This is a genomic window from Leptospira licerasiae serovar Varillal str. VAR 010 (assembly GCF_000244755.1).
Classification (GTDB): Bacteria; Spirochaetota; Leptospiria; order Leptospirales; family Leptospiraceae; genus Leptospira_B; species Leptospira_B licerasiae.
On the sequence record NZ_AHOO02000012.1, the window covers coordinates 179,782 to 204,789 of the forward strand.

General features: G+C 41.3%; 24 protein-coding genes. 12 read left to right on the forward strand and 12 right to left on the reverse strand.

From position 1 onward, the window contains the following. Nucleotides 1-24 precede the first annotated feature (24 nt). Together LEP1GSC185_RS15685 and LEP1GSC185_RS15690 are read right to left on the reverse strand one after the other, a co-directional pair. Nucleotides 25-1,275 (reverse strand): MFS transporter, encoded by a 1,251-nt coding sequence (locus LEP1GSC185_RS15685; protein WP_008589435.1) that lies wholly within the window; start codon nucleotides 1,273-1,275, stop codon nucleotides 25-27. Nucleotides 1,276-1,291: 16 nt separating this feature from the next. Further along, the gene (locus tag LEP1GSC185_RS15690; protein ID WP_008590082.1) at nucleotides 1,292-1,888 is read right to left on the reverse strand and encodes an NADPH-dependent FMN reductase; all 597 of its coding nucleotides are present in this window, start codon (nucleotides 1,886-1,888) and stop codon (nucleotides 1,292-1,294) included. 185 nt (nucleotides 1,889-2,073) lie between these two features. Between LEP1GSC185_RS15690 and soxR the strand changes: the two genes are divergently transcribed. The 4 genes from soxR (at nucleotide 2,074) to LEP1GSC185_RS15710 (ending at nucleotide 4,829) form a co-directional block, all read left to right on the forward strand. Then, complete coding sequence (soxR, locus tag LEP1GSC185_RS15695; protein ID WP_008590307.1) at nucleotides 2,074-2,532, forward strand: redox-sensitive transcriptional activator SoxR; 459 nt, start codon at nucleotides 2,074-2,076, stop codon at nucleotides 2,530-2,532. A 112-nt stretch (nucleotides 2,533-2,644) separates the two neighbouring features. After that, a complete protein-coding gene (locus LEP1GSC185_RS15700) occupies nucleotides 2,645-2,947 on the forward strand; it encodes an ArsR/SmtB family transcription factor (RefSeq protein ID WP_008591747.1) in 303 nt (100 codons plus the stop codon). Nucleotides 2,948-3,080: 133 nt separating this feature from the next. Beyond that, nucleotides 3,081-3,830 (forward strand): SDR family NAD(P)-dependent oxidoreductase, encoded by a 750-nt coding sequence (locus LEP1GSC185_RS15705; RefSeq protein ID WP_008589427.1) that lies wholly within the window; start codon nucleotides 3,081-3,083, stop codon nucleotides 3,828-3,830. Between the two features lie 216 nt (nucleotides 3,831-4,046). After that, a complete protein-coding gene (locus tag LEP1GSC185_RS15710; protein ID WP_024863985.1) occupies nucleotides 4,047-4,829 on the forward strand; it encodes an enoyl-CoA hydratase/isomerase family protein in 783 nt (260 codons plus the stop codon). A 13-nt stretch (nucleotides 4,830-4,842) separates the two neighbouring features. Here the strand turns inward: LEP1GSC185_RS15710 and LEP1GSC185_RS15715 are convergent, their stop codons facing one another. Continuing rightward, the gene (locus LEP1GSC185_RS15715) at nucleotides 4,843-6,663 is read right to left on the reverse strand and encodes an FG-GAP-like repeat-containing protein (protein ID WP_008589980.1); all 1,821 of its coding nucleotides are present in this window, start codon (nucleotides 6,661-6,663) and stop codon (nucleotides 4,843-4,845) included. 399 nt (nucleotides 6,664-7,062) lie between these two features. On the opposite strand from LEP1GSC185_RS15715, the gene LEP1GSC185_RS15720 reads away from it, so the two are divergent. The 5 genes from LEP1GSC185_RS15720 (at nucleotide 7,063) to LEP1GSC185_RS15740 (ending at nucleotide 12,853) form a co-directional block, all read left to right on the forward strand. Then, nucleotides 7,063-8,730, forward strand: a complete 1,668-nt coding sequence (locus tag LEP1GSC185_RS15720; RefSeq protein WP_008590104.1) for a hypothetical protein — start codon at nucleotides 7,063-7,065, stop codon at nucleotides 8,728-8,730. Nucleotides 8,731-8,757: 27 nt separating this feature from the next. Beyond that, nucleotides 8,758-11,175, forward strand: coding sequence for a hypothetical protein (locus tag LEP1GSC185_RS15725; RefSeq protein WP_008591757.1), 2,418 nt, complete (start codon nucleotides 8,758-8,760; stop codon nucleotides 11,173-11,175). Between the two features lie 86 nt (nucleotides 11,176-11,261). Beyond that, a complete protein-coding gene (locus tag LEP1GSC185_RS15730) occupies nucleotides 11,262-11,780 on the forward strand; it encodes a DUF1993 domain-containing protein (protein ID WP_008590682.1) in 519 nt (172 codons plus the stop codon). Nucleotides 11,781-12,030: 250 nt separating this feature from the next. After that, a complete protein-coding gene (locus tag LEP1GSC185_RS15735) occupies nucleotides 12,031-12,378 on the forward strand; it encodes an ArsR/SmtB family transcription factor (protein ID WP_008597094.1) in 348 nt (115 codons plus the stop codon). Beyond that, nucleotides 12,365-12,853 carry an SRPBCC family protein gene (locus LEP1GSC185_RS15740; protein WP_008589840.1) on the forward strand — a complete coding sequence of 163 codons (489 nt, stop codon included), beginning with the start codon at nucleotides 12,365-12,367 and terminating at the stop codon, nucleotides 12,851-12,853. Before LEP1GSC185_RS15735 ends, LEP1GSC185_RS15740 begins: the two co-directional genes overlap by 14 nt. 74 nt (nucleotides 12,854-12,927) lie before the next feature. On the opposite strand, the gene LEP1GSC185_RS15745 is transcribed toward LEP1GSC185_RS15740, so the two are convergent. From LEP1GSC185_RS15745 to LEP1GSC185_RS15775, 7 genes are all read right to left on the reverse strand, one after another. Beyond that, nucleotides 12,928-13,605 carry a cupin domain-containing protein gene (locus LEP1GSC185_RS15745; RefSeq protein ID WP_008591754.1) on the reverse strand — a complete coding sequence of 226 codons (678 nt, stop codon included), beginning with the start codon at nucleotides 13,603-13,605 and terminating at the stop codon, nucleotides 12,928-12,930. 81 nt (nucleotides 13,606-13,686) lie between these two features. Then, a complete protein-coding gene (locus LEP1GSC185_RS15750; RefSeq protein ID WP_008590099.1) occupies nucleotides 13,687-14,481 on the reverse strand; it encodes a helix-turn-helix domain-containing protein in 795 nt (264 codons plus the stop codon). 145 nt (nucleotides 14,482-14,626) lie between these two features. Continuing rightward, nucleotides 14,627-15,094 carry a hypothetical protein gene (locus tag LEP1GSC185_RS15755; RefSeq protein ID WP_008590529.1) on the reverse strand — a complete coding sequence of 156 codons (468 nt, stop codon included), beginning with the start codon at nucleotides 15,092-15,094 and terminating at the stop codon, nucleotides 14,627-14,629. Between the two features lie 58 nt (nucleotides 15,095-15,152). Then, a complete protein-coding gene (locus LEP1GSC185_RS15760) occupies nucleotides 15,153-16,931 on the reverse strand; it encodes a nitric oxide reductase activation protein NorD (RefSeq protein WP_008591695.1) in 1,779 nt (592 codons plus the stop codon). Nucleotide 16,932: 1 nt separating this feature from the next. Then, nucleotides 16,933-17,754 carry a CbbQ/NirQ/NorQ/GpvN family protein gene (locus LEP1GSC185_RS15765; protein ID WP_008590715.1) on the reverse strand — a complete coding sequence of 274 codons (822 nt, stop codon included), beginning with the start codon at nucleotides 17,752-17,754 and terminating at the stop codon, nucleotides 16,933-16,935. Further along, nucleotides 17,738-19,108 carry a cbb3-type cytochrome c oxidase subunit I gene (locus LEP1GSC185_RS15770; RefSeq protein WP_008597116.1) on the reverse strand — a complete coding sequence of 457 codons (1,371 nt, stop codon included), beginning with the start codon at nucleotides 19,106-19,108 and terminating at the stop codon, nucleotides 17,738-17,740. Before LEP1GSC185_RS15770 ends, LEP1GSC185_RS15765 begins: the two co-directional genes overlap by 17 nt. Nucleotides 19,109-19,139: 31 nt before the next feature. Next, complete coding sequence (locus tag LEP1GSC185_RS15775) at nucleotides 19,140-19,826, reverse strand: c-type cytochrome (protein ID WP_008589629.1); 687 nt, start codon at nucleotides 19,824-19,826, stop codon at nucleotides 19,140-19,142. 182 nt (nucleotides 19,827-20,008) lie between these two features. On the opposite strand from LEP1GSC185_RS15775, the gene LEP1GSC185_RS15780 reads away from it, so the two are divergent. From LEP1GSC185_RS15780 to LEP1GSC185_RS15790, 3 genes are all read left to right on the forward strand, one after another. Continuing rightward, nucleotides 20,009-20,686, forward strand: coding sequence for a Crp/Fnr family transcriptional regulator (locus LEP1GSC185_RS15780; RefSeq protein ID WP_008590122.1), 678 nt, complete (start codon nucleotides 20,009-20,011; stop codon nucleotides 20,684-20,686). Nucleotides 20,687-20,757: 71 nt separating this feature from the next. Continuing rightward, entirely contained in the window at nucleotides 20,758-21,228 is a 471-nt protein-coding gene (locus LEP1GSC185_RS15785; RefSeq protein ID WP_008589417.1) for a MarR family winged helix-turn-helix transcriptional regulator, read from the forward strand. 66 nt (nucleotides 21,229-21,294) lie between these two features. Continuing rightward, nucleotides 21,295-22,476 carry a thiolase family protein gene (locus LEP1GSC185_RS15790; protein WP_008590833.1) on the forward strand — a complete coding sequence of 394 codons (1,182 nt, stop codon included), beginning with the start codon at nucleotides 21,295-21,297 and terminating at the stop codon, nucleotides 22,474-22,476. 27 nt (nucleotides 22,477-22,503) lie between these two features. Here LEP1GSC185_RS15790 and LEP1GSC185_RS15795 read toward each other — a convergent pair whose 3' ends face one another. Then, complete coding sequence (locus tag LEP1GSC185_RS15795; protein WP_008591603.1) at nucleotides 22,504-24,126, reverse strand: glycerol-3-phosphate dehydrogenase/oxidase; 1,623 nt, start codon at nucleotides 24,124-24,126, stop codon at nucleotides 22,504-22,506. Beyond that, nucleotides 24,123-24,971: a phosphotransferase family protein gene (locus LEP1GSC185_RS15800; protein ID WP_008590502.1), complete on the reverse strand. Its 849-nt coding sequence runs from the start codon at nucleotides 24,969-24,971 to the stop codon at nucleotides 24,123-24,125. The genes LEP1GSC185_RS15795 and LEP1GSC185_RS15800 overlap by 4 nt, the downstream gene beginning before the upstream one ends. Nucleotides 24,972-25,008: the final 37 nt, after the last annotated feature.

The following is a 25,008-nucleotide window of genomic DNA, read 5'->3' on the forward strand; positions in this document are numbered from 1 at the left end:
AACTCCATTTTTAAATGCAATCCTTTAAGTTTCCGAAACTAATCCTGTGTCTGGGCTTTTTACAGGCGCAGGTTGTTTGGATAAAACGTATTCGTTCACTTTATACATGATCGTAACTGTGATCAAAATAGCTACAATCACTACATACCCCAAGTTAGGGTAACCTTGGATATAGCCGCTCGGGGTCTGAACAACGATCAATCCGGCTGCGTAAGAAGCGATCCCTCCGGATAACTGCTGCAAAGAAGAGCTAATCGCCATATATGCTCCTCTATCTCTCAGTTCAGGCATAGCCGAATTTAAAGCGTTAGCCGAAATAACCCTACCTGTGATCACCACGAATAATGCGGAGTTGATCAGTATTACAAACCAAAGCGGAGTAATCCCCATCGCAGTATAATAGAAAAGGATCCCGCAAGCGATCAAGGAAGAGATAAGAAAAACCGAATACTTTCCGAATTTGTCTGCCGCTCTACCGATTAAAGGCCCGGCAATCATACTCACGATCCCGGTAACGAAATAAACTAACGGAAGATCTTCTAGGGTAATGCCTAAATTATGGACACTAAACGCGGAACCGAAAGGCATAAGCATATATCCGCCGGTCGCGAGGAGCATTGTCGCAAAAAATCCGGGAAAATAGTTCGTATTTCCTGCAGTTAGAACCAGGTGTTTGATCGCACTATGCTCTGTCTTTTTGCTCAGGTGCGAAACGAGAGGTTTCAGATAAAAAACGGCAGCAATTCCCACAAGACCGCTTATTATCGCGATCATCCAAAAAGGAGATTTCCATCCCCAAAGGTTGGAAAAGAACACTCCGATAGGAAGTCCGAAAACTTGGCTGGCAGCAAATGCAGTCATCACAAGCCCCATCACCCTTCCTCTAACTTCCAAAGGAAATAGGTCCGCAATGATCGCAAAGCTGATCGAGGCGATTACCCCGCCGAAAATACCGGTCACTATCCTTGCAAATAGTAGAAATTCGTAATTCGGCGCGATCCCACAAAGAACGGTCCCCAAAACGAATCCGCTATAGAAGAATAGCAGCATCTTTTTACGGTCGAATTGGTCCGCAAACCCCGCAGCAAGGATCCCGGAAATACCCGCGCTAAACGCATAAGCGGAAACTACTAGGCCAAACTTTGTGGTGGATATCTTTAGTTGGTTCATGACTTGGACTCCCAATGGAGATAAAATCATAAAATCTAGTACCACTGTGAATTGGATAAATGCCAATAAGGCTATTACAAAGATTTGATATTTATTAAACTTCATATTTATTCCTTAAAAATCAGGATCTCAGAACGGATCGTGGGAAATTCATCCTAGCTTGTTTCAAAACGTTTCCCCACCAATACAATTCATTCAATAATCTCTCAGCCGAAGATGTATAACGAAATTCCTCCGTGGGTCTTCCATTATGAAATCTAGCGTGAGCCCAATGAAAACTAACACAGTCTCGGATGGTAGTCATTCTTAATTCCGCAAATACATTGCGAAGTTGTTCCACCGCTCTTAAACCGCCGGAACTTCCTCCATAGGAAACGAATCCAACAGGTTTCGCATTCCATTCTTCATGAAGTGAGTCAATTGCCAACTTTAAATAAGCAGGATATCCGTGGTTATACTCCGGTGTAATTACTACAAAAACATCCGCCTCGGCTATTTTGTCCGAGAATAAAGGAAGATCCGAGTCCATATCCTTCGACATGTCCCACGGAAGAGAAAATTCGGAAAGATCGATTAAATCCGTCTCAAATCTGTAATCCTGTTTAGCGATCTCTTCGAACCAATTTGCGACTGTTTCCCCGAACCTTCCCTTCCGTGTACTACCTAATATAATCCCTAATCTTAGGCTTGTGCCAGTACTGATCTTTTCTAATAACATTATAGAACACCCTTCTTCATTTATATGAGAAATATTCTACAAGTTAAAGTGAACTTTAAGTAAAGAGCTACGGATCTTTTTTTAGCGATTTTTCCGGAAAAAATCCGAAAACGTTTGTGCCTGAAGCCTGCCTTGGATAAAATCCAAATCTAAAGTTTACTTTAAGTTTTAATTTGGGGAATGTAGTGGATAAGGACGAATTTTTAAGCATCGGACAAGTATCCAAAAGAAGCGGGGTCGCATCCTCGGCATTACGTTTTTATGAAGAAAGAGGACTGATCCGGTCGGTAAGAGCAGGTTCCGGTCATAGACAATATCCAAGGCATGTCTTAAGAAGGATAGCGTTCATAGTATTCGCACAAAGAGTAGGACTTTCCTTAGACGAGATCGCCGCCGAAATCGCAAAACTTCCGGAAGATCATACTCCTAACGGGCAAGACTGGTCCAAACTTTCCAAGACCTGGAGTTTACGTATCGAGGAAAAAATCGCGGAACTTCATAGATTAAAGAACGGACTCTCAGTTTGTATTGGTTGCGGTTGCCTTTCTCTTCTTACTTGTAAACTGGCGAATCCTCAAGACAAATTAGCGAGATACGGAAGCGGACCGTTACGCTGGATGGGTAAATCCAAGAAACAAAATTAGATTTCTTCGATCTTTAGTATGTTCAAATATTCGATCTTAAACCCCGCAACGTCCGTTTTTAAGATATTTAATGCTGAATTTATTTTAGACAGAAGCGTCTAAAGATTCAAATATGGAGAGAGTGGCGAACCCAAAACCTATCAAACTTACGGAAAAGGAATTTACTAAAATTTCTAGGGCCCTTGCCGAACCTAGGAGATTTCAACTACTGCAATGTATCGGCTCAACCGAAGAGCCTACCGCCTGCAGCGCTTTAAACAAATCTCAAGATATCAGCCCTGCCACTCTATCTCATCATATTAAAGAATTGGAAAATGCAGGCCTAATAGAGACTTCTAAAGAAGGTAAATTCGTTAATATCACCCTGAGAAGGGACGTATTCAAAGCATATTTAGATAAACTTTCCCAAATTTGACCCTCCCGACCGACGCTCATTCTAGTTTCGTTAATTTTATAATTATCGAAATATCAAAATATTTTCAGAACTTTCATTTCGATACTTGTCTAACTATAAAATTATTTTGATCCTAATATTCAGGAGAGATCTTATGAGTAAGTTAAAAGGTAAAGTTGCAGTGGTAACAGGAGCTTCCAAGGGAATCGGAGCAAGTATCGCTAAAACATTAGGCTCCGCGGGCGCATCCGTCGTTGTTAATTATTCCTCCAGTAAGGAAGGAGCGGATAAAGTCGTTGCGGAGATTGAAAAACAGGGAGGAAAAGCGATCGCAGTACAAGGCGACATGTCCAAGTCTTCCGACGTCAAACGTTTGTTTTCAGAGACTAAAAAAGCTTTCGGCTCCGTTAATATCCTAGTGAATAATGCGGGAGTATTCGAGTTCGCCCCGTTGGAAGCGGTTACGGAAGATGAATTCCACAGACAAATGAATACGAATGTTTTAGGTCCTATTCTTGCCACTCAGGAATCCCTAAATCATTTCGCTCCGGAAGGCGGCTCGGTGATCAATATCAGTTCCATCGTGAGCGATATCCCTGTTCCGAATTCCGTTGTATATGCATCCACTAAAGGTGCGTTAGATACCGTTTCACAAGTATTGGCCTTGGAGCTAAGCTCCAAAAAGATAAGAGTGAATACGATCGCACCGGGCGGCGTAGAAACGGAAGGAGCTCATAGGCTCGGAATGATAGGAAGTGATATGGAAAAGATGATCGTTTCGAAAACCCCATTAGGAAGATTAGGGCAGCCTGAAGATATCGCCAAGGTTGCATTGTTCCTGGCTTCGGAAGATTCTTATTGGCTTACAGGAGAAAGAATCAGTGCATCCGGTGGTTTTAGATAAGATCTCGGACTGAAACGCGCCAGGGATAGAAGCGGGGGACGCGGACTTTATTCTTTATTCATTTTTTATAATATTTCGAATGAATTTAAAGTTCGCGGACCGTAGCGAATAGCCCGGTCCCGCCATTAGGCGGGAGGCGCCCTCACCTTTGGTTTGAATCTAAAACCAAAAAATTCGACTGGATTCAGAAAAGGTTCTCTCTTAGTTTCGGTCCGTATGAACTATTTGCGGGAACCTATCCAACTAAAGAACGGCAGAGCCGAATGTATCAAAATCCAAACTAACGATCAGAATTCTTTGACCAGGGAGAATATGATAGAACTAGAAAATATCCTGGCTGAGATCGATAAGGACGATAATATCCGTGCCGTCCTTATCAGTTCCGATAATCCTAAATTTTTTTCCAACGGTATAGATGCGGAGAATATACTAAATACTCCGAGGGAAAAACTCACCGCTGAGATGGGCCAGATCGTGATATTATTCGGCAAACTGTTGAGCTTTGGAAAACCTCTTATAGCGGAGGTAACGGGTTATGCGATGGGAGGCGGCGCGGTCATCACTCTATCTTGCGATTTCAAATTTATGTTAGAAGGTAAGGCAAGGATCGCCTTTACGGAAGTTTTGGTTGGACTTCCTCTTCCGATCAGTTTTATCGATAAGCTAAAGATTACGGTTAAGCAGGAATACTTGAACGAGGTTTGTCTTTTAGGGACCGCTTATAAGGCAGGAGAAGCAAAAGAGATCTCTTTGATCAACGAAACCGCGGAGAATAAGGAAGATCTACGCAAACTAGTTCTGAAAAAATTAGATGAGGTTATGGCAATCGCACCAAGCGCATACAGAAGGACCAAAGCAGCTATCAACAAAGAGATCAACGACAAATTCGAATCCCAATTGGAATTCACCAAAAGTAGTTTCGAAGATCCTAAAGTAGTAGCGAATCTTTTGGAAGCGATGAGCGCTTTAAAGGAAAAAAGAAGACCTAAACTGACGTAAATATTCGGTTTTTTTAAATTTGGATCTTATAATTTTCTAAACTTTCGAAGGACCAAACTCCTAAAAATTTTGGGTATAAGTCCTTCGGAATATTTGTATCCACCAAATTGCTTCCGAATTCGCTTCCTGTGAAACCTGAAATGATAGTGTTGGCTGAACCTGCGCTTACGGCCGCATATCCGGAACCTACACTATGAAAAACATAAACTCTTCCGGATAAGGCCACCCCATCCGGATAAGCATATGCGCCCGCTATTAAGTCCCCCCTGCCGTCCCCATTTATATCCGAGATCCTAAGAGTATTTCCGAAGCCTTGGTTTGCAGATTCGCCTAATATTAGATTTATGGAACCTGTGGAAATCTGGGATCCATCGCTTAAATTCACATAAACTCTTCCCTGACTAGTGGAATAACCTGGAGCTCCCGTGGCAAAATCATCGTACCCGTCCCCGTTTATATCGCCTAGTACGATCCCGAAGCCTACTGAACTCAAAACAAAACCGGTAGCAACAGCATTCGCACTTGTAGCTGCGGAAGCAATGATCCCGCTCGTAGTTCCCGTGCTATTGAATACGTAAGCTCTTCCAAAAAAGCCGTTATATTGGGGAGCCGCTACTGCAAGGTCAGAGTATCCGTCCCCATTCACATCTCCGGTATAAACAAGTATCCCCAAATTACTAGTAGTCTCTCCGACTATATTCGTATTTGCTAATGTATATGAATTTACTGTAATTCCCGCAGACCCGGTACTATGGAAGATCCAAACTCCTCCTGCTGCGGAAGAATATGCGTTTCCACCCACGATCAGATCCGAAAATCCGTCTCCATTAATATCTCCAAGACCTAACCCGCAGGCGAAGTTACTACCACCCGGACCTGAAATGGTCGTTCCGGCAACGGAAGAGATCCCTCCCGCTCCAGTGCTATAGTAGATGAATGCGAGTCCCGAAAATCCACCTACACGATATGCGCCATTGGCAAGATCGTCGTAACCGTCCCCATTCACATCTCCTACTGCAACCGAATAGCCGAATTCATTCGAACCTGTATAATTTAAGATAAGATCCGCACTAGCGGCTGTGGTAGTTGTAATACCGGAAGTACTTCCATGAAAGATATAAGTGATCCCTTGTAATCCCGCATAATCGGAAGCTCCAATCACAAGATCCCCAAAACCGTCCCCGTTCACATCTCCCATTGCGGAAGTGTAACCCATTCTTCCTTGTCCAGTGATGGAATGATCTGCCATGGTAGAGTTTGTTGCGGAAACCCCGGAAGATCCTCCGTAAAAAATATATGCTACTCCCATTCCGGAAGCATCTCCCGGCGCCATTGCGACTATGTCCGCATAGCCATCCCCATTTAAGTCTCTATTATAACCTTTTCTAATATTCAAACTTAGAACTGAGGAAATATTCCCACTAGAGTCGATACTTCTGATATTTATAGAATGTAAAGAACCATGCCTCCAAGTAGAGGACCCACTCGGCAAGGCAAAACTCCAGCTAGTAGTACCTGTCACGGCAGTATAAGTTCCTCCATCGATCCTGATCTCAACGGAAGAAACCAAGGTATTATCGGAAGAAGTCCCGTAAAAAAATCCAGTTTCCACGGTCGGTTTTCCGGAAGTGGGAAGATTTGTGATAGTGACTGTAGGAGGAGTAACATCTCCTACGGGAGTGGTGCTTGCATCCACGCAGGTATCTCCTGTAACAATACAGGCGATCTGCGCCTCGAGCATCGCTTCGAATGCGAGATTCATGGATTTGAGAGAGCAAGATCCTAAAAAGAAAAGAAGGAACGTTGCCTTTATACCGTAAGAAAATTTTCGCATCCGAATATATTTACATTCGATCGCAAACCCGATTACAACCCAAGTATAAAAATTTGAGAAACAAATCGGAATTTAAGAAAAAAAATCCAATCCCTCGTTCGAGGGATATTTTCTAAATTTCTAATTCTAATTTTTTCGTTATCGGATTCCCTTCTCAAAAATCCAAAAGCATAAGAGAAACAATTTCAGCCCTCACGAATTTTTAATAGAATGGAACGGAAATTTTAAGGGCCAAAAATCGGGACGATTTCTTACTCAAACTTCCATTCCGAAATCAGTAGTGTTCATTCCAAACTTGTCTCCAAACCGGCTTTTCCCTTCAAATTAAACGAAACGACTTGTCTGTCTTTTTAGAAACAAACCCTAAAACAAACGAGAGTAATTCGAGGGAGTTAAGACATGCAAAAATTTCTGAAAGACGAGGAAGTCCAGGATATTCTCCTGAAAGCTGCACTATTTGTGACCGTCTTACTCTTGATCGTTCTTCTTTTTACAGGATGTAATAACGCAAAAGCAGTGAGCATTGACGCAAGCTCTTCTGCGATAGGCGCGATTGCGTTCGACGGAAACCTGGGAGTTTTCGGTAGCAATACCTCCGGACCTTCTCTTGTTAAAGTAAACGTTATCGGTTACTTGAATAAGTCCGGAAAGGAGATGAATCTTACACTGACAAATACGGATACATCCGAAACCCAAACACTGCAGATTGGTGATAACGGAACCTTCTCCTTTCCGGAAGCTCTGGATCTCGGGACAAATTTTACGATCGATCTTGGAACGTACACCGGAGGGCAAAACTGCACTCTCACCGGAGATTCCGGAAAAGCCGGTTTAGTCTCCGCTTCTAAAATCGACTGTGAAAGGAACTTAGCTGTTTTCGGGACCTGGTTTACCGGCAGCATTCCGGTAATGAATCTTTTTCAGGTAAATCAGAAAACTTCCACAGTCGTAGGAACTCCTATGATCTTTAGTACTAGTGCCGGAATACCAATGCTGGATCTAGTCTGGTCGGGTAGTAAATATCTGGCAGTTTGGACCACAAATGGTAGTACGATCAAAGCTCGACTGCTGGATATAGAACAGATTGCTATCGGTTCGGATATTACTGTGGCAGGAGTCGTTTCCACTGCCCCTGGCGCTAAGATTAGCACGTTATCTTCCGCTTATAATCCGAATTTGGATGAATTCGTAGTCGTATTTGTAGAATTTGGAGGGAGTACTTCTTTTCCAAACTTAGTAAGATATGTTCGCCTCCATCCGGATGGAACTCTGATCGGAATTCCCACAACCATCAAATCGATTGACGGAACCATAGGAACAACATTCGGATACTCCGATGTCGTCTGGGATGGAAGTAAATATGTTACCGCCTTCGAAGAGCATGATAATAATACGGATGATCTTCCTAATAATTATTTAACGGTATATCGTTTTACGACCGGCACGGCAACTCCTGTCAATCAACTGTTCTTATCTTCCGGAACCGGTTCCGTCGGAGCAATCTTCCCAGTAACTTCTGCAGGCGCAGCGTATCCAAAATTTGTGAGAACCTCTTCCGATACATGGCTTTTTTATAATAGATCCAATATGGGAATTTCGGACAACACAATCGATTCCAGCTTAATGGAATGGAGAAATTTATCCGGCACTCCTACTCAGATCAGAAGGGACACAACTCCGAACGGTTGTAACCCAAGCGGTACAGGATTCCAAACCTATGTGCCTTCTCCCGGAAATATAGGCTCAAGAATTTTGTTGGGTTATGATCTAAGATGTACCCAAAGCGGTTCCTCATTCTTTGACGTATACCATGGACCTTTGAACTCTAGTAGCGGAACATTCGGAACAGTTACGAACTATTCGGGGACCACTCTTGGATTAAACTTTACAATGGGCAGTTCCACAACTTGTAGAACTACCAGATGTTACACTAGCGCAGGTGCCTTGGGGGACGGGATGTATATTTTCGATCCTAATTTTGACGGAAGCACTCACACGTTCTATTCGATCAAACTCTCTTCTCCTGGAAGTTCTGTGGATTTTCCAGTCCAAACTTCCATTCAGTAAACTTTAACCGGACCCTAGTTAAGAAAAATGAAATATTATTCTTACAGGGTCCTTTTTTTTCTTCTTTTACTTTTATCAAATATTTATTGTTATAAGCCTCCTCAAGCATCCACACTTTTAGATCTTTTCAGTCTAAAAACCGATCTGGATGCGTTCAATACTCCGATCAAAGTTTTTGTACAAGTTTCCGGTTTAAGTTCAGGAACACTTACCGTTTCCAATCATATGGGAGAGACATTGTCGTTCCCTTCAAATGGGACACAACAATTCCCTACTCTGGTCAAAATGAGCGACCAATATTCAGTTTCTATAATAGGCATTTCAGGAGCCTCTTCCCAGCAAGAATGTAAGATCAGCAACCCGGATGGACCGATTATATATCCAAGAACCGTGATCTATATCAGCTGTGGGAAAATATTCTACGATCTATCCGTCAAAGTAATCGGTTTGGATCCATCTATTTCAGGCACCAGTCCTTTAGTTTTGCAAAATATGTCGGACAAGATTACCTTTACTGCGGACGGAGCAAAAACATTTGCTCATAAGGTTGGAGATTCTGCGAATTATTCCGTTAGTTTTATATCTATTCCGACAGGCCATACTTGTCATTTTATTCCGAACGGTTCCGGAACCGGGACCATGTCCGGAGCTCCGCTCACATTACTCTTGGATTGTATTTCCGTTTTGGAAATTTTTCCTAAGTCCAAGATACTTACTCCGAATGGAAAGGTTTCTATCAGACTTTCCTTTCATGGAGTGGACCCGGGAAGTTGCAGTCTCGATCCGATTATTATCGCGGGAAAAAACAATGTGGCTTCTCTAACAAATCCGCCAAGCATCACTTATCCTTCCGCACCGGACGATCATACGATCGTGATCACTCCTAATTCCCCCGACAAATGGGGGCCTCCCGGAAATTCATTCTTTGAATTAATCGGTTGTACTGCCAAAAGTTTGCCCATCCAAAATGGAAATCCGATCCATTACGATTTTATAACATCTTCCAATATTCGTTTGGTGGATGAAGGTAATGGAATAGACGATCCAGGATGTGGAACAGGTTTCGGGCCTAGTGCTTTCTGCAAAAGTATAGAAAAAGGAGTCCAAGAATGCGATTTAAGCGGATCCGTTTGTTCCGTATTCGTATCGGAAGGAAGTTATACTCCGGCCTCTCAGATTTTTTTAGGAGGGACCACTTCCCTAATCGGAGGTTTCGCTTCCGGTTTTCCAGATCTGGATTCAGATCCAAGTATTCATCCTACAAGAATTGTAGACGATACACTCTCCAGTTGTGGGACTTCCTTCGCAAATTTCTGCAATGCTATTTTGATCTCTACTACTTCTTTAAACTTACCTAGTACAAATCTTTCCGTAATCGGATTTCAAATACAAATGAACCTAATAGGAGATTATTCTACCGGGATCCAAGTTTTAAATTCCAGGACAAATCTAGGACAGATCATCATCTCTAAAAATATGATTTTCGGAAGCGAAACAAATTCCAACGGTTTCGGGATCCGCACAGGATTACTCCTCAATCAATCGGACAATGTAATAATAACTGAAAATTGGTTGAGAGGCGGTTCCGGAAGATCTCATTCCATTGGAGCAATGTTAGAAGGATCCGGCGCATTTGACCAACCTATCATACTTTCCAGAAATATCTTAGATGGACTGGTGAGTATAGAACCGGCAGGATTCAGCGCAGGTCTTTGGATAGAAACGGGGAATTTTGAAGGAGTGATCGTATCAGAAAATAAAATCAATGCGTACCAATATCTAAATCCGGGATTGGTTTCAGAAACTTCTTACGGGATAATTTTCACTGACGCGGCGGACTCCAGCAATATTATAAATAACGATATTTATATCGGAAACTCTCAAAATACCTCCTTAGGAAAATCGACAGGGATATTTGTTCAGGCAGGATTCGGAATTCATAGAATCCTAAATAACCAGATTTTCTCCAGAGATCAATTCTCCAATAGCGCAGGTATCAATTTTGCAACTCCTCCGGATACAAATTCCGTTATAAGAGGAAATAATTATTTCGTAAGTGTGCCGGTAGTCACGGGATTAGACCAATATATTTTCTGCGGAACCGAACTAAACCAAGAAGATTGTGCTCATCCGATCTCAGGACAATTCATCGGAAATTATTCCAATAGTTACGGTGCAGATCCTAAGTTTGCGAACACGATTGACATCGAAAAGATCTGGAATTTCAATCTTCCCGTTGGAATTCCTACATCAACAAACTCACCTTGTTCCTCTTTATATGGTGGAGTAGACCTAAGTACGATCACACTTCCGATCACTGCGATCCCTTTTATACAAACGGATTTTTATGGAAGTCCAAGAACAAATTCTGCCAGCCCATTCACTCCTTTCGGAGCCGGTTCCATTTCGATCGGTGCAATAGAATCGGATACAAATTGTTTCTGAAAACTTATACCGAAGACCAATAAATACGAGATAACCTGACCGGATTTAAGACTTGATAGATCCTAATTGACTCTTTCCATGGAAGTATGTCAGACATTTCGATTTACGAGATCACAGTAACACAAGTAATCAAAAACTTAGAGCACTTAAAACGATTTATCGATAAAGGCAAAAGTTTTGCCGAATCCAAAAAGATCGATATGGATATTTTATTGAATTCGAGACTCGCACCTGACCAATACAATTTTATCCGCCAAATCCAGTTAGCTTGTGATACGGCAAAATTAGGAGCGGCACGTTTAACTGGAAAACAATTCCAAACACATGAAGATACGGAAAAGACACTGGCAGAAGTGATCGAAAGGATCGATTCAGTCATCGGTATATTGAAAGGCCTGAAACCGGAAGATTATAAAGATGCTTCCGAGAATAAAATTTCTTTGCCTCGTTGGGAAGGTAAATCGTTAACCGGAAAAGAATACGCTCTGCATCATATGATCCCGAACTTCTTCTTTCATATAGTAACAGCCTACGATATTCTCAGACATAACGGAGTCGAACTGGGAAAGAAGGACTATCTGGGAGACTTCCCTTTTAAATCTTAAGATTCTGGGCGCCTGCCGTTTCACGGCACCGGACTCTCCGCTCCAATCAGCGGTCCACCGTAAACGGTGCACCGCCGGATTTCCGCTTCGATTCCTGGCGCGGGCTGCAAAATCACACAGGAACCCTGCCGAGACGTAAAATAATTTGAAATGTAGTCACTTCGACAACCCCGAACTTTTTTCCCAAAATCCTCACTTTTTTAAAACTTAGGTATTTACCTAAGTTTCTTTCTATGCTATAGTTAGGTAAGTGCCTAAGTATAGTAACAGTCTGGATAACCTGTTTCATGCTCTTGGGGACCCCACAAGAAGGTCCATCTTAGAGCGTTTGAGTATGGGCCCGGCGACAGTGGGAGAATTGGCGGAGCCGTTCAAAATGGCCCTTCCTTCCTTGATGCAACATCTAAGCGTGTTGGAAGATTCTTCTCTGGTTCGTTCCGAAAAAGTGGGTAGAGTAAGGACTTATAAACTTACCCAAGACACCATGCAAGCGGGAGAAGACTGGTTCGTTAGACAACGCACCCTCTGGGACAGAAGGCTTGATCAACTGGACAGTTACTTACTTGAAATGAAGGAGAAAGAAAATGGCAAAAACTAACTATTACCAACCGGACCCTAAAACAGATCTAGTTCTTGAGCGGATCGTAGACGTTCCTACAGAACTCGTTTGGAAAGCATGGACCACCCCGGAACATATCCTAAAATGGTTTACCCCTGCCCCTTGGAAGACTATCGATTGCGAAATTGATCTTCGTCCGGGCGGGATCTTCCGCACGACTATGTTGTCTCCGGAAGGACAAGAGTTCCCGAATAACGGTTGTTTTCTGGATATAGTCGAAAATGAAAAACTTGTATTCACTGATATTTTCGAGCCGGGTTTTAAACCTACCCCAAGCGGCGGATTTTTTACCGCGATACTTACATTAGAAAAACATGGTAATGGGACCAGGTATCAAGTCCTAGCACGTCACAAAGACGAAGAGAGCAGAAAAAGACACGAAGAAATGGGTTTCCACGAGGGTTGGAATGCTGCTCTGGACCAATTAGTAGAGCTTATGAAAGCAGTTCGTTAAGAATCGCTAATACGGACGATCATCTAAAATCGGGAATTCGCTCCTCCGGTTTTAGATGACCTTTTTATTATATTCTAATTTTCAGAGATCCCCTGCTCTTTTCTCCATTTCATAGAGTATTCTCTTTTCCAACTTCTAAAACCGAGTAACCTCGCAGTAGGAGAAATCAAAAAAGAAAGTATCTTCTGAACGGATACGGGAGGACTAGCCAAATACGTATCATCGTAATATCCTGTGACTAACATAGCTTGTAAAAAAAATGAGAAATCATTTCGAGGAGTTTCTTTCTCCGTAAAAAATCCATGGATCTGAGTGAGGAAAAGCGCCCATTTTCCGGACGGTTTCACTCTTACGATCGCATTTAATTCCAGAAAACCATGATTAAACGGTTGGTGAGTGGTTCCTTTCGGGATAGTAAAAGATTCTCCCGGTTTTAATTCGTAAGTTTTACCGTCGCATACAACAGTCAATTCTCCCTTCTTAACGATAAAGGTCTCATCGTAATTAGGATGGATATGAGGTTTTGGTATCGCACCACCAGGCTTCAAAAAAAGCTCTGCCTCCGAAAATTCCGCCGAATCCGTTTTTAAAAAGGTCACTTTTTCGGAAGCGAAATTATTTATGATCGTATCTCCCTGCATAGGATATAGATCTGAAGGTGGAGAAGGCTCGGGGAAAATCATATGATGTAATAGACTCCCCAGAAATATATAGGCAAGGATACCGTATAATAGAAGTTTAATTTGTTTCACTCTTTTCTCCGAATTTACTTATAATAAGAGATATAAAATCTCTTATTGTAAAAAATTAACATCTTCGGATCAAAAACTCAATTACCAGGAGGTAATATTATCCATTTTAGTAGGCGCAGTTGAAAACTTGATGGCAAGCTGTTTGGACCTCTCTATAAATCGTTCCATCGAAGAGTAAGTCTTTTCATCGGAAGGGATCATATAATAACAACGGATAGACGCAGAATTGATATCAAAAGGATGCCCGATTACGGTTTCCAATAAATCAAAGGATAGTATTCCTTCATATCTTAAGCGAATTTTCGGAAGTTTTTTCAGATCATTTTTTCGTATTTCAATTTTTTTATTAGAATTTTGGTCAATCACCAACTCTTCGAATGTATTACAATTACTCATCCGGTCTTGAAAGACCTCATAGTCCAACAAATAAGGTCCAAAACCATTTTCACTTAAAATAAGTTCATTACGACTCATTCCTTCTAAGGATAAACATGTTTCGTTCAATTCCGAGATAAGACAGCGCATCCCCATATTGCTTACGATGATCTTTCCATTTAGATCCACTGCACAAGCAGGGTTTGGATCTTGGCTTAAGATCATTTTTTTTAAAACTTCATTTTCGGCGTATTGTTCTACCTGAAAGGAAGATAGGTCGGAAGAAAATCCCGCCGCAGCAAACAAAATATTACGATAGGGAGAAGAAATCCCCAAAGCTTCGGTTAATTTACGGACAATCTCTCTTCCAGGTTTTGCCCTACCTGATTCCAAAAAACTAAGATGTTTAGATGAAATACCCGCATCCAAAGCCAGATCCAACTGGCTTTTCCGTTTACTATCTCTTAAAATTCTCAAGACCTTTCCGAAGGAATTGAACATATTATTTCCCCTATTACGATATAGTTCGGTTAGATCCATATCTTGGGAGATTTAATGAGAGAATATTCTATTCGGAAAGTTCAGAACAAACATTACACTTTCAGGAATAGGATACGTAAAAAACCTTTCAGGTCTTTATTATATTCTAGAATGCAATCTTATACGTTGCGTGACATCGAACACAATTTTGAGTGAGTTTATCCAATTCTTTCAGGATAATTTTAGGTTCTTTCTTTTGTCTTAGATCTTCCGCGATCTTATCGAATTGGGCGTGAGTTCCGAATCCTAGTTGTTTGAATTCGATGGGTAATTTCAAAAGGATCGTCTTTTCTTCATCTTCCAATTTTTTTACCATACCCATTCCGCTGGCAGAGGCAGCCAATTCCGCTTTTTTATAATCGTCGTCGGCTAATGCGGCGACAATACCGTTCACGGATGTAAGTAATCCCCTCATCTCCGTTAAGACTAAATTTTTCTCCTGCGGATTCAAATGAATTGCGGTCCTTCCGTCTATCGATTCGGATACATTTCCGGAAAAGAAAAAATACAGGAAAACGGAAGCAGAGATCGCCCATAACACCAAAGAAATCAATCCTAAGGGAATTTTTTTCACAATTTACTCCATGCTAATAAAATAATATTTAAATAATATAATTTCCATTTTTACATCTTTATCGCACAAGCTTGATAAAAAAATCAGTCAAAGCTTCCGGTAATTCTTTGGGATTCGGCAAGATCCTATAAGATTCCTTTCCAAGCATTGCGGGAAGATATTGTTTCGCACTTTTATCTATTGCAAGTGCGAAAACTCCTACATTAGATCTCTCACATTCGTTGATCGCCTTCTTCACATCTTCAATTCCATATTTCCCTTCATAACGATCGTAATCGTTCGGTTTTCCGTCCGTCAAAAGAAGGATCCAACGCTTCTGGCTTTTTTCTTTTTGGATCAAAGAGAGAGAATGACGGATAGCAGGACCTATCCTAGTGTATCCTTTTGCTTCCATAAGTCCGATCCGGTCTCTGGATCTTTCCCATGGTTCATCAAAACTTTTTATATTAGAATAATCGCAATGATTTCTAGTATTGGAATAAAACGAATCTATCCTAAAACGGTCCCCAAATTCAGCGCAAATTTGTCCGAATAATACAAGGGATGCTTTTTCCACATCCAAGATCCGCTGATTGTTCACATAAGAATCAGTAGATAGACTCATATCCGCAAGTAAAAGTATGGAAACTTCTCTAAGTCTATTTCTATCCGACAAATACACATTTTCGGTAGGAGTTTGTCCGCAGTAAAGGTCCGAAAAATACTGTAAAGCCGCATCCAGATCTAAGTCTTCTCCATAAGCCTGTCTTTTCAGAGAAGTTTTAAGATTAAAAAAACGATTCATTCTTGATCTGAGTGAATTTAAGACACTATGGTTCTCGTGAAAGATCTTTTGGGCGAATCCATGATCTCCGTCAGGAAATATTTTAGGAAAGACCTTACAATGATCCTTTCTATATTTCCTTTTTTTAAAGTCCCATTCATCATACGAGATCGGATTTTCGCCCGAACGATCACTCTCCACTTCTCCAGCAAATAATCCCGAGAAAAAATCGGTCCTAAAAATGGAATGTGTAGGCTCGTTGGAACGAACAGTTTGCCTAAGATCCAGTTCTCTGATAGCTTCTTCTTGTTCCGATAAGTTATCCGATCCGTCAAAATCCCGCCAATTTCCTTGGAATTCTTCTGCAGTTTCCACCTTTTCGAATTGGTGCATCAAAGTGTAATCTTCTTGTGCTTTGAGATCCGCTTGGATCACTTCAATCCTTTCCCGAGGAAGGCCTTCCAATTCGGTCTCGATCTTATCATTTTCGGATTTTTGAGAAAGTAATTCCTGAGAAGAGACCCGATTTTCCATTTCCGAACCGGAAGAAGACATCCAAACCCCGTACAACAAGGAAAGATCTTCGGGAACATTCTTATTCTTTAATATGGATCTCTGATAGACCCGTTCCACGTTTTCCACAGATCCGAAGAGAGATATTGCTTCAGGGAATTTAGTCTGTAAACTCAAGAGTACCCGAGGATAGGTTTCCGCTGCCGCTTTCAAGGATTCGTTCCTACTTCTATTTTCTCCTTTTTTCCAATGAAACCCTAACCTTCTTTGCTCGGAAATATAAAGAATCCTGAATATATAAAATTGAAGATTAGAGAATGTATCCGGACCATGAGAATAGGATTGTGGTAAAAAGTAGACCCGGTCTTGGAATCCTCCTTCTTTTTCCGCGGGAAATATCTCTATATTTTCTCCGGTCAAAGACTTGGCCAGGATCGAAAGCCTTGGCTTAAGTTCGGAGAGCTTTGCTATTTTAGCTTCCGAGAATGGCTCTTTTTCGGAAGAAAAGATCTCTCTGACGGTGTTATAACTTTTTTTGAATATGAATTCTTCCCAACCCATATCAGATCATCAAAGATACTAGATCTTTTAATGAATGGATCGTATCCGGATCGTCGCTCAAAGGTTGGACTATGGCTACTTCACAGGATAAACGAGAAGGCAAACCTGTAGAGATCAATTTTGCGGCATCCACGAGTAGACGCGTGGAACATGATTCCAATAAACCCAATTCGGTAAGATTTCGGATCTTTTCCGCAAGTTTCACGAGCTTAGAAGAAACGGAAGAAGAAATTCCGGTCTCATTACTCAATATTTCCGCTTCCGTTTCCTTATCGGGATAATCAAACTGGATGGATATAAATCTCTGTCTTGTAGAAGGTTTTAATTCCTTCCAACCTCTCTGGTAACCTGGATTATAAGAAGCTACTAAAACGAAAGAATCAGGGGCTTTCAAATTTTCATTTTTTCTATCTATAAAAATTTCCCTTCTGTGGTCCGTCAAAGGATGGATAGAAACGATTGTATCTGGCCTTGCTTCGGCTATTTCATCTATATATAATATTCCGCCCGATCGAACACTTCTGGTCAAAGGCCCGTCCTGCCAAACCGTTTCAGAACCTTGGATCAAAAACCTTCCGAGTAGATCCACTGCAGAAGTCTCCTCATGACAAGATACGCTTGTCATGGGAAGACCTAATTTAGAGGCCATAAATTCCACAAACCTGGTTTTACCACAGCCGGTAGGTCCCTTGAGTAAAATAGGCAGCTTATTCTTATAAGCGTGTTCGAATATTTCTATTTCTTGGCCTATCGGCTTATAATATGGGACTCCGGCCTCAGCTAACATTCCATTTTTATCATCTGTTTTAGGATCTACGGGCAAGAGAAATATCTCCGGAAGCCTGTTCCGCTCCTAAGGCCTCATCCGTAGGAGTTCCAAAACGTATGAAGTTAATAATGAATGCAATGATCCCCGAAGTAAACACAAGTGCTGCAAGAACCAAACCTAAGAAGTGAACTTGGATCTCCTTTTGAACGGTCAAAAAGTCCAATCCGAGTTTTCTTTCCAAGTAAACCTGCGCTATACCTGCTACGGCAAACGCTCCTGTCATTCCCAACATTCCAATATTGGAAGCCCAGAATGCAAAAAGTCCCGTCGGATTATTCCAAAGTTTTCTTCCGGTAAGTAAAGGCATCGCATAAGTTAAGATCGCAAACACGATCATTGCATACGCTCCCCAAAATGCAAGGTGACCGTGCATCGCAGTGATCAAAGTCCCATGAGTGTATAAATTCACTTGAGGAAGAGTATGAGCAAATCCTAAGAACCCCGCTCCCACAAAAGACATGACCGCACTTCCGATCGTCCAGAAAAGAGCGATCGTATTGGGATGGTTTCTACCACTTTTTCGATACATGGAAATTGCGAACATTGCCATCGCGAGAAATGCAAGAGGCTCCAACATGGAGAAAAATCCACCTACCCATTTCCAATATTCAGGAACTCCAATATAGTAATAATGGTGGCCTGTCCCTAAAATTCCGGATAAAAAAGTCAATCCTACAATAATATAGAGCCACTTTTCTATGACTTCACGGTCCACACCGGTGAGTTTAATGAGAAGGAAGGAAAGAATACCTCCCATGATCAATTCCCAAACGCCTTCCACCCAAAGATGGACAACCCACCAACGGAAATAAGAGTCCACTGTTTGGCTATTGAACTGGATCATTCCCGGAAGGTATAAAAGCGCGGCGGAAAAAAGACCGAAATATAGAACCAAAGCGGTTGTAGTGTATCTTTTCCCTTTCCAGACAGTCATTCCTATATTAAAAAGGAATAATAGAACGTTGACCACTACCAGGTAATCCAAAGGACGAGGGATCTCTAAAAACTTTCTCCCTTCCCAAAAATTCAGGTGGAATCCTATGATGGATACCACTCCCACCAAGATGAGCGATATCAGCTGAATATAAGCGAGTTTTTCCGAATAGATCTCTCTATCGGATTCGTCGGGAATAATATAGTGCGCGGCGCCCATAAATCCTGTAAGAAGCCAAACCACCAATAAATTCGTATGAGTTGCTCTGGCGGCGTTGAATGGTATCCAATCATGCAAACCATCGAATCCCATTCGGGCGAATCCCATCACGAATCCGTAAATTATTTGTAAGGACAATAAGAGCATGCAGGTGGCAAAAAACCAATATGCAATTTTTTGAGATTTATACTTCATAAAGAAACCGTTATATTCTAATCCTATTTGTTTATTTCAACTGAGAAAGATAAGAGGACAGATCCTTGATCTCGCTTTCGCTAAGCGGAAGTTTAGGCATCGCAGTACCCGGCTTGACCTTTTGCGGATCTTTTAGCCAATTTTGTAGATATGCGATATCGTATTTTTTTCCGACGGAATCCAACGCGGGCCCCACATTTCCTCCCGAACCGGCAACAGAATGACATGCGGTGCAGATCTGTTTAAACTTTTCGGGCTGAGCGACTGCGGCGGACTCCGCATTTACAAGTTGAGTGGAAGATTTATATTCCGGCTTAGGAGGAAAACCTTTTAGATCCAACTCTCCATTCCATTTCAAGAATGCGATGATATCCGAGATCTCAGATTCCGAAAAATCGTATTTTACCATTTTTCTTTCTCCGGGATACATTGCCTGCGGATCCTTCAGAAAAACCCGGATCCATTCAGGACCTCTTCTTTCGTACACCTTGGTCAATTCAGGCGCATAATATGCTCCTTCTCCCAAGATCGTATGACATCCCATACAATTATTCTTTTCCCAAAGCTCTTTGCCTCGGATAACTTCTTCACTTAAAGTTTTAGAAGAAGGAGAAGAATAAACATACTTTAAAGAATCGTAAGTAAGTAATAGGAAAACTGCGGAGAATAAAAAAGTCCCGACCAGGAAAAATAATTTCGCCTGAAATTTTGTAAGCATACCCTCTTCCTTATCTTAAAAAAAACGCGAGCTCGCGCAAAACAGTGATTTAGAAATCGGGAGACATTTTGGCTGATTGTTTTAAAAATATCCTTGATGTAGATCAAGAATATTAAGAAAATTTGGCAATCTTTTGACTTGAATTATTCCAAAAAGTGAACATAAAACGTGTTATGGATAAAATGTTAAGCGTTCAAACAAGCGATCATTGGTCTGAGATCCAAGGAGAATTTGCAAACGAACTCTCATCGATTGGTATTCCAAAAAAAATCCTAAAAGGAGAAGTCGTTTTTGGAGAAAGAGATCCTTACGATGGATTTTTCGAGATCATATCAGGTATTTTTAAAGTATATTCCCTATCTCAGGACGGAAAAGAAGCCATTTTAAAAGTATTTTATCCGGGAGAATTGATTGCTTCCCATCCGATCTTTCAGCCGCAAGAACCTTGTTTTTATCCTGCATTCTGCGAAGCGCTAAAAGACGGAGAATTGATGTATTATCCGAAAAGGGAATTTACATCCTTTTTATTCGAAAATACCAAAGCGCTTTATTTATTTTCAGCGGTTACTATCCAACACCTGAACTATTTCAGAAAAAAATTAGTGGAGAATCTACATCTCTCCGTAAAGGAAAGGATCTTAAATTTTTTGAAAGAATGCGGAGCCTCTCAAAAATCCATCACACTTCCGATCACCAAAAATCAATTAGCGTCATTAATTGGGACCACTCCCGAATCGGTCAGTCGGGCTTTCAGATCTCTGCTAGACGAATGTATTCTAGAAGAAAAAAATTCTAATTATCGAATAATCAAAGAAAATACATCCAACCAGACCAATGAATATCCCTCATTAAGACAATGACCTTCGGTTATAATGACCATTTTTTAAGCTTGACCCTAATATAGTGCATACACACCATCAGTTTAGAATACATGAAAAATAAACCTTCCTCTTCCGAACTCAAAAAAATAGGATTATCCTGTCTAAACGTAAGTTTAAGAAGAACCGCAAGATTAGTTACTTCCTATTATGATTCGATTCTCAAACCTTCCGGGCTTAGGATCACACAATTCAGCATTTTAGTCGGAATAGGATACGAAGAAGAATGTAGCATAACGGATCTTTCCAGGCTCACTGATATTGACAGAACCACCTTACAAAGAAGTTTAGAGATCTTAAAACGGGACGGCTTGATCCGGATCGAAAAAAAAGAAGCAGGAAATATAAGGAACCTTTCCCTCACAAAAAAGGGAGAATCCAAATTAGCGGACGCTATCTTACTTTGGGAAGACGCACAGAGCGAACTTACTAAATCTTTAGGAAAATCTAAATTCCAGGAAACCTTAAGGGTCCTTTCTGAAGTAAGAAAAATCCCCGTATTAGAAACCCAAAATCAGGTCTAATAAACATGCGGAGTTCGTAGGTTTTCAGCAATCATATAGTGTATATACATCATATAAGGAGACAAAATGGTAGTCTTGATAGACGGGGCAAGGACCCCTTTCGGAAAATTCGGAGGAGGATTAAAGGACTATAGTTCCTCCGACTTGGCGGTAATCACAGCTAAAGAAACAGTTCGTAAGATAGGTATAGATCCGTTAAAGATCGAAGAATCCATTTATGGAAATGTAATACAGGACGATAAGGACTCGGCCTATCTTGCGAGACATATATCTCTGAGGTCAGGACTATCCGAAAAGTCCAGTGCACTTACCGTAAATAGGTTATGCGGTTCCGGGCTTGAAAGTATCCTTATAGGCGCTAGAAAAATCCTCTCCAAAGAAAACGATCTAATCCTTGCCGGCGGGACCGAATCCATGAGCAATGCACCCTTCGTATTAAAGGGGGCCAGATGGGGAAATAAGTATGGAGATACGATCGCGGAAGATAGATTGGCACAAAGCCTTACGGATTGTTTTGCGGATCTGACTATGGGAATGACTGCGGAAAATATCTCTCGACATTTCAAAATTTCCAGATCGGAACAAGACGAATGGGCCGGAATTTCACAAGTAAGAGCGGAGAATGCAACAAAGAACGGGGCCTTCTCCTCCGAAATGATCCCCGTTCAAACAGGAGGTAAAAAATCGATCTTATTAGACAAAGACGAACAGATAAGAGGAGAAGAATGTTTACCTCAATTAAAAAATCTGCCTACTGCATTCTTAAAAGATGGGACCGTCACAGCAGGAAATGCTTCCGGGATCAATGATGGAGCAGCCTCCGTTCTACTCGCTTCAGAAGATTGGGCAAAAAGTAACGGAACAAGTCCTTTGGCTTACATATTAGGATATTCGAATATTGGTTGTGATCCCAGAATGATGGGTTTAGGTCCCGTATTCGCGATCCCTAAGGCTCTGCAAAATTCAGGATTAAGTTTAAAAGATATAAACCTATTCGAGATCAATGAGGCCTACGCTTCTCAAACTTTGGCTGTGATCTCTAATTTGGGATTAGATCCTGAAAAAACGAATGTTAACGGAGGAGCGATCGCAATAGGTCATCCGCTCGGAGCCAGTGGAACCAGAGTGACCTTGGCATTGGCTTACGAGCTCAAACGTAGAGATCTTAGATACGGCGTAGCCTCTCTTTGTATAGGAGGAGGACAAGGGATTGCAATCGTATTAGAAAATTACGATAGAAGAAAATAGCCCGCTTTCGATCGGAGAGATCCTAAATTAAAAGGAAACGGGTAGTTTAAGCCTTCCTTTTAATTTCTCGATCTCTTCCGATTTTTTTTCAGCAGACCAATTCCATTCTTTTCCTGCGATCTCAACCGCTTTGGCGAGCACCTCGTCGGATGGAAGTCCGACAGTTCCAAGACCGGTTCGTCTTAGGAAAATATCCTGCAAATTCATTGCCATTTCGAAACGAATTGCATATAGGACTTGGGCCGCTAATTCGCCATCCTCGTCCAATATTTCAGACAATTGTGCAGAAGAATCCGCCAATTGCAGAACTTCCTCGTATTCGGTCCCGTAATGACGGACTAGATATTCTATCGTTTTTTTAGAAGTATCAGGATGAGAGATTTTAGCATTTTCTAAATAAGATTCTATATTAGGAATTTCGCATCCTTTTAGGAATTTTTTCTCGGAAATACCCGGTCCCGTTTTTTTATTGGATTTTTTCCGGATAAGCCGGAATATTTTCCTCGCAAAGTGACGGCTAGTGGTGTATTTTCCACCCACCGCACTGATCAACCCTTCTATTCCTTCTTCAGAATGGTCTTGCAATTCGGATTTTCTGGATGCTGAATACGTTTCCTTTTCTTCTCCTCCGGTTTCCGCAAGAGGCCTAAGTCCACCGTAAGCATATTCAATATCTTTCAACTCTAATTTTTCGGAAAGTAAACCGGATGAGTTGATATATTCCAAGAATTCCAAAATACTTTCCGGAGAGAGTTTCCAATCTTCCACAGAACCGTAATATGCCTTTTCAGTAGGGCCGATCATATTCTTCCCTCTCCAAGGAGCGAAACTAAAATGCCCTTTTTTACCTACGTGAAGCACCATTGTATCGAAGTATTTCTTTGTGATCAGATAAATCCCTTCGGATCTTTTTTTAGGAACGGGAACTTTTATCCTTCCGGTTCCGTTCAAAATATCCTGACTCCACGGCCCTGAAGCATTCACGACCACCGAGGCTCTTAATTTTACGTTTTTATTATAAATAGTGTCTTTGACTAAGGCTCCGATTACACGGTTTCCTTCGAAGAGCAATTCTTCCGTCTTTGTATAATTGGAAACGGAAGCGCCCTCTTGGACCGCCGATTTTAGAAATGCCAAAGTTAACCTTTCGGGACATGGCATGATACAATCATAGAAGTAGATTGCGGAGTCCATGTTCAAACCGCGACTTCGGATTTCCTCTTTAGAAAGTATTTTATGAGCAGGGATATTTTTAGATCTATCCCAAGTCCAATTCCTATCGAAAGAAAGTAAATCGTATACGAATAGACCGATCCTTTCCAAAAGGCCGGGATTTGGGAGTATCATCGGAAAAGGATAGACTAGATTTGGAGCAATATTGGATAAGATCCTTCTTTCTTTTAACGCTTCTCTGACTAAAGATAGATCAAAACGTTTTAAATATCTTAAACCGCCATGGATCAGTTTTCCGGTGGCAGATGATGTTGCTCCGCCAAAATCCTCTTTTTCTACCAAGGCAACCGAAAGTCCCCTGCTCGCCACCTCATATGCCAAGGAAGAGCCTGTAATCCCCCCGCCTATGATCAATACATCAAAGTAAGTCTCATCGCCTACTTTTTCGATAAAACGTTCCAATTTTTGGGAGCTCATTTACCTTCCTTTGAAATAGAAATGATCTCCCTGATCTCTTTTTGTAGCGCGGACCTTTCACTTTCTATATTCCAAAGTCCTAAACGAAAAATTAATATTGGGAGCCTCCATTTTTCCACTTCCTTCCAATCCATTCCCGAAACGGAAAGATATCTTTTTAAATATCCTTTTAAAATGAACTTTCGAACCAGAGTATAAAATAAAACTTTCAAAAATGGAGTTCCTGGCCAAAGCTCAGCATCTTGGAATAGAAAAACTGTAGAAGCGACATCCGCTGCAGCGTCGCCTTTCAAAGCAGTCATCCAATCTATGATCACGAAAGAATCCTTGGTTACGACCACATTTTCGGGATGAAAATCCAGATGTAGAACTGAGGAGCCTTCCGGTAAATTTTCTATAAATTGTTTTGCGATCTTCTTTTCTTCTTTACTCAAAAAAGAAAGCGGTTCTTTAGAAAGGACTTTAATCGCTTCGGATCTGACATCCTTCAGCTTTTTGGTTTGTTTATTATGTAGATCGAGATGAAGGTCTGCGAGTATTTTGGAAAGACTAAAAATAGCTAGAGGTCTTTTGTCAGGAAGTTTAGTAAGGGAAATCCCCTCCAGTCTATCAAAGATTAGTCCATGTCTATCATCGATCTTAATCTTCTCATAACATTTCATGGAAGTAGCGCCTGCAGAAAATGCGATTACGGAATTAGAATATTCCGTATCCACCTCAGAGGTCGGGAATTCTTTAAAAAAAAGTTTTAGGATCTTATTCGGTCCGTATTCCGAAATTTCGGCGGATCTACCTATCGCGAGTGAATTTCCAGGACTTGGTCGTTTTGTTTTTTTAGCGGGCATGATTTTTTTCTCTAAACTTGAGCAAAACTGATTCTAT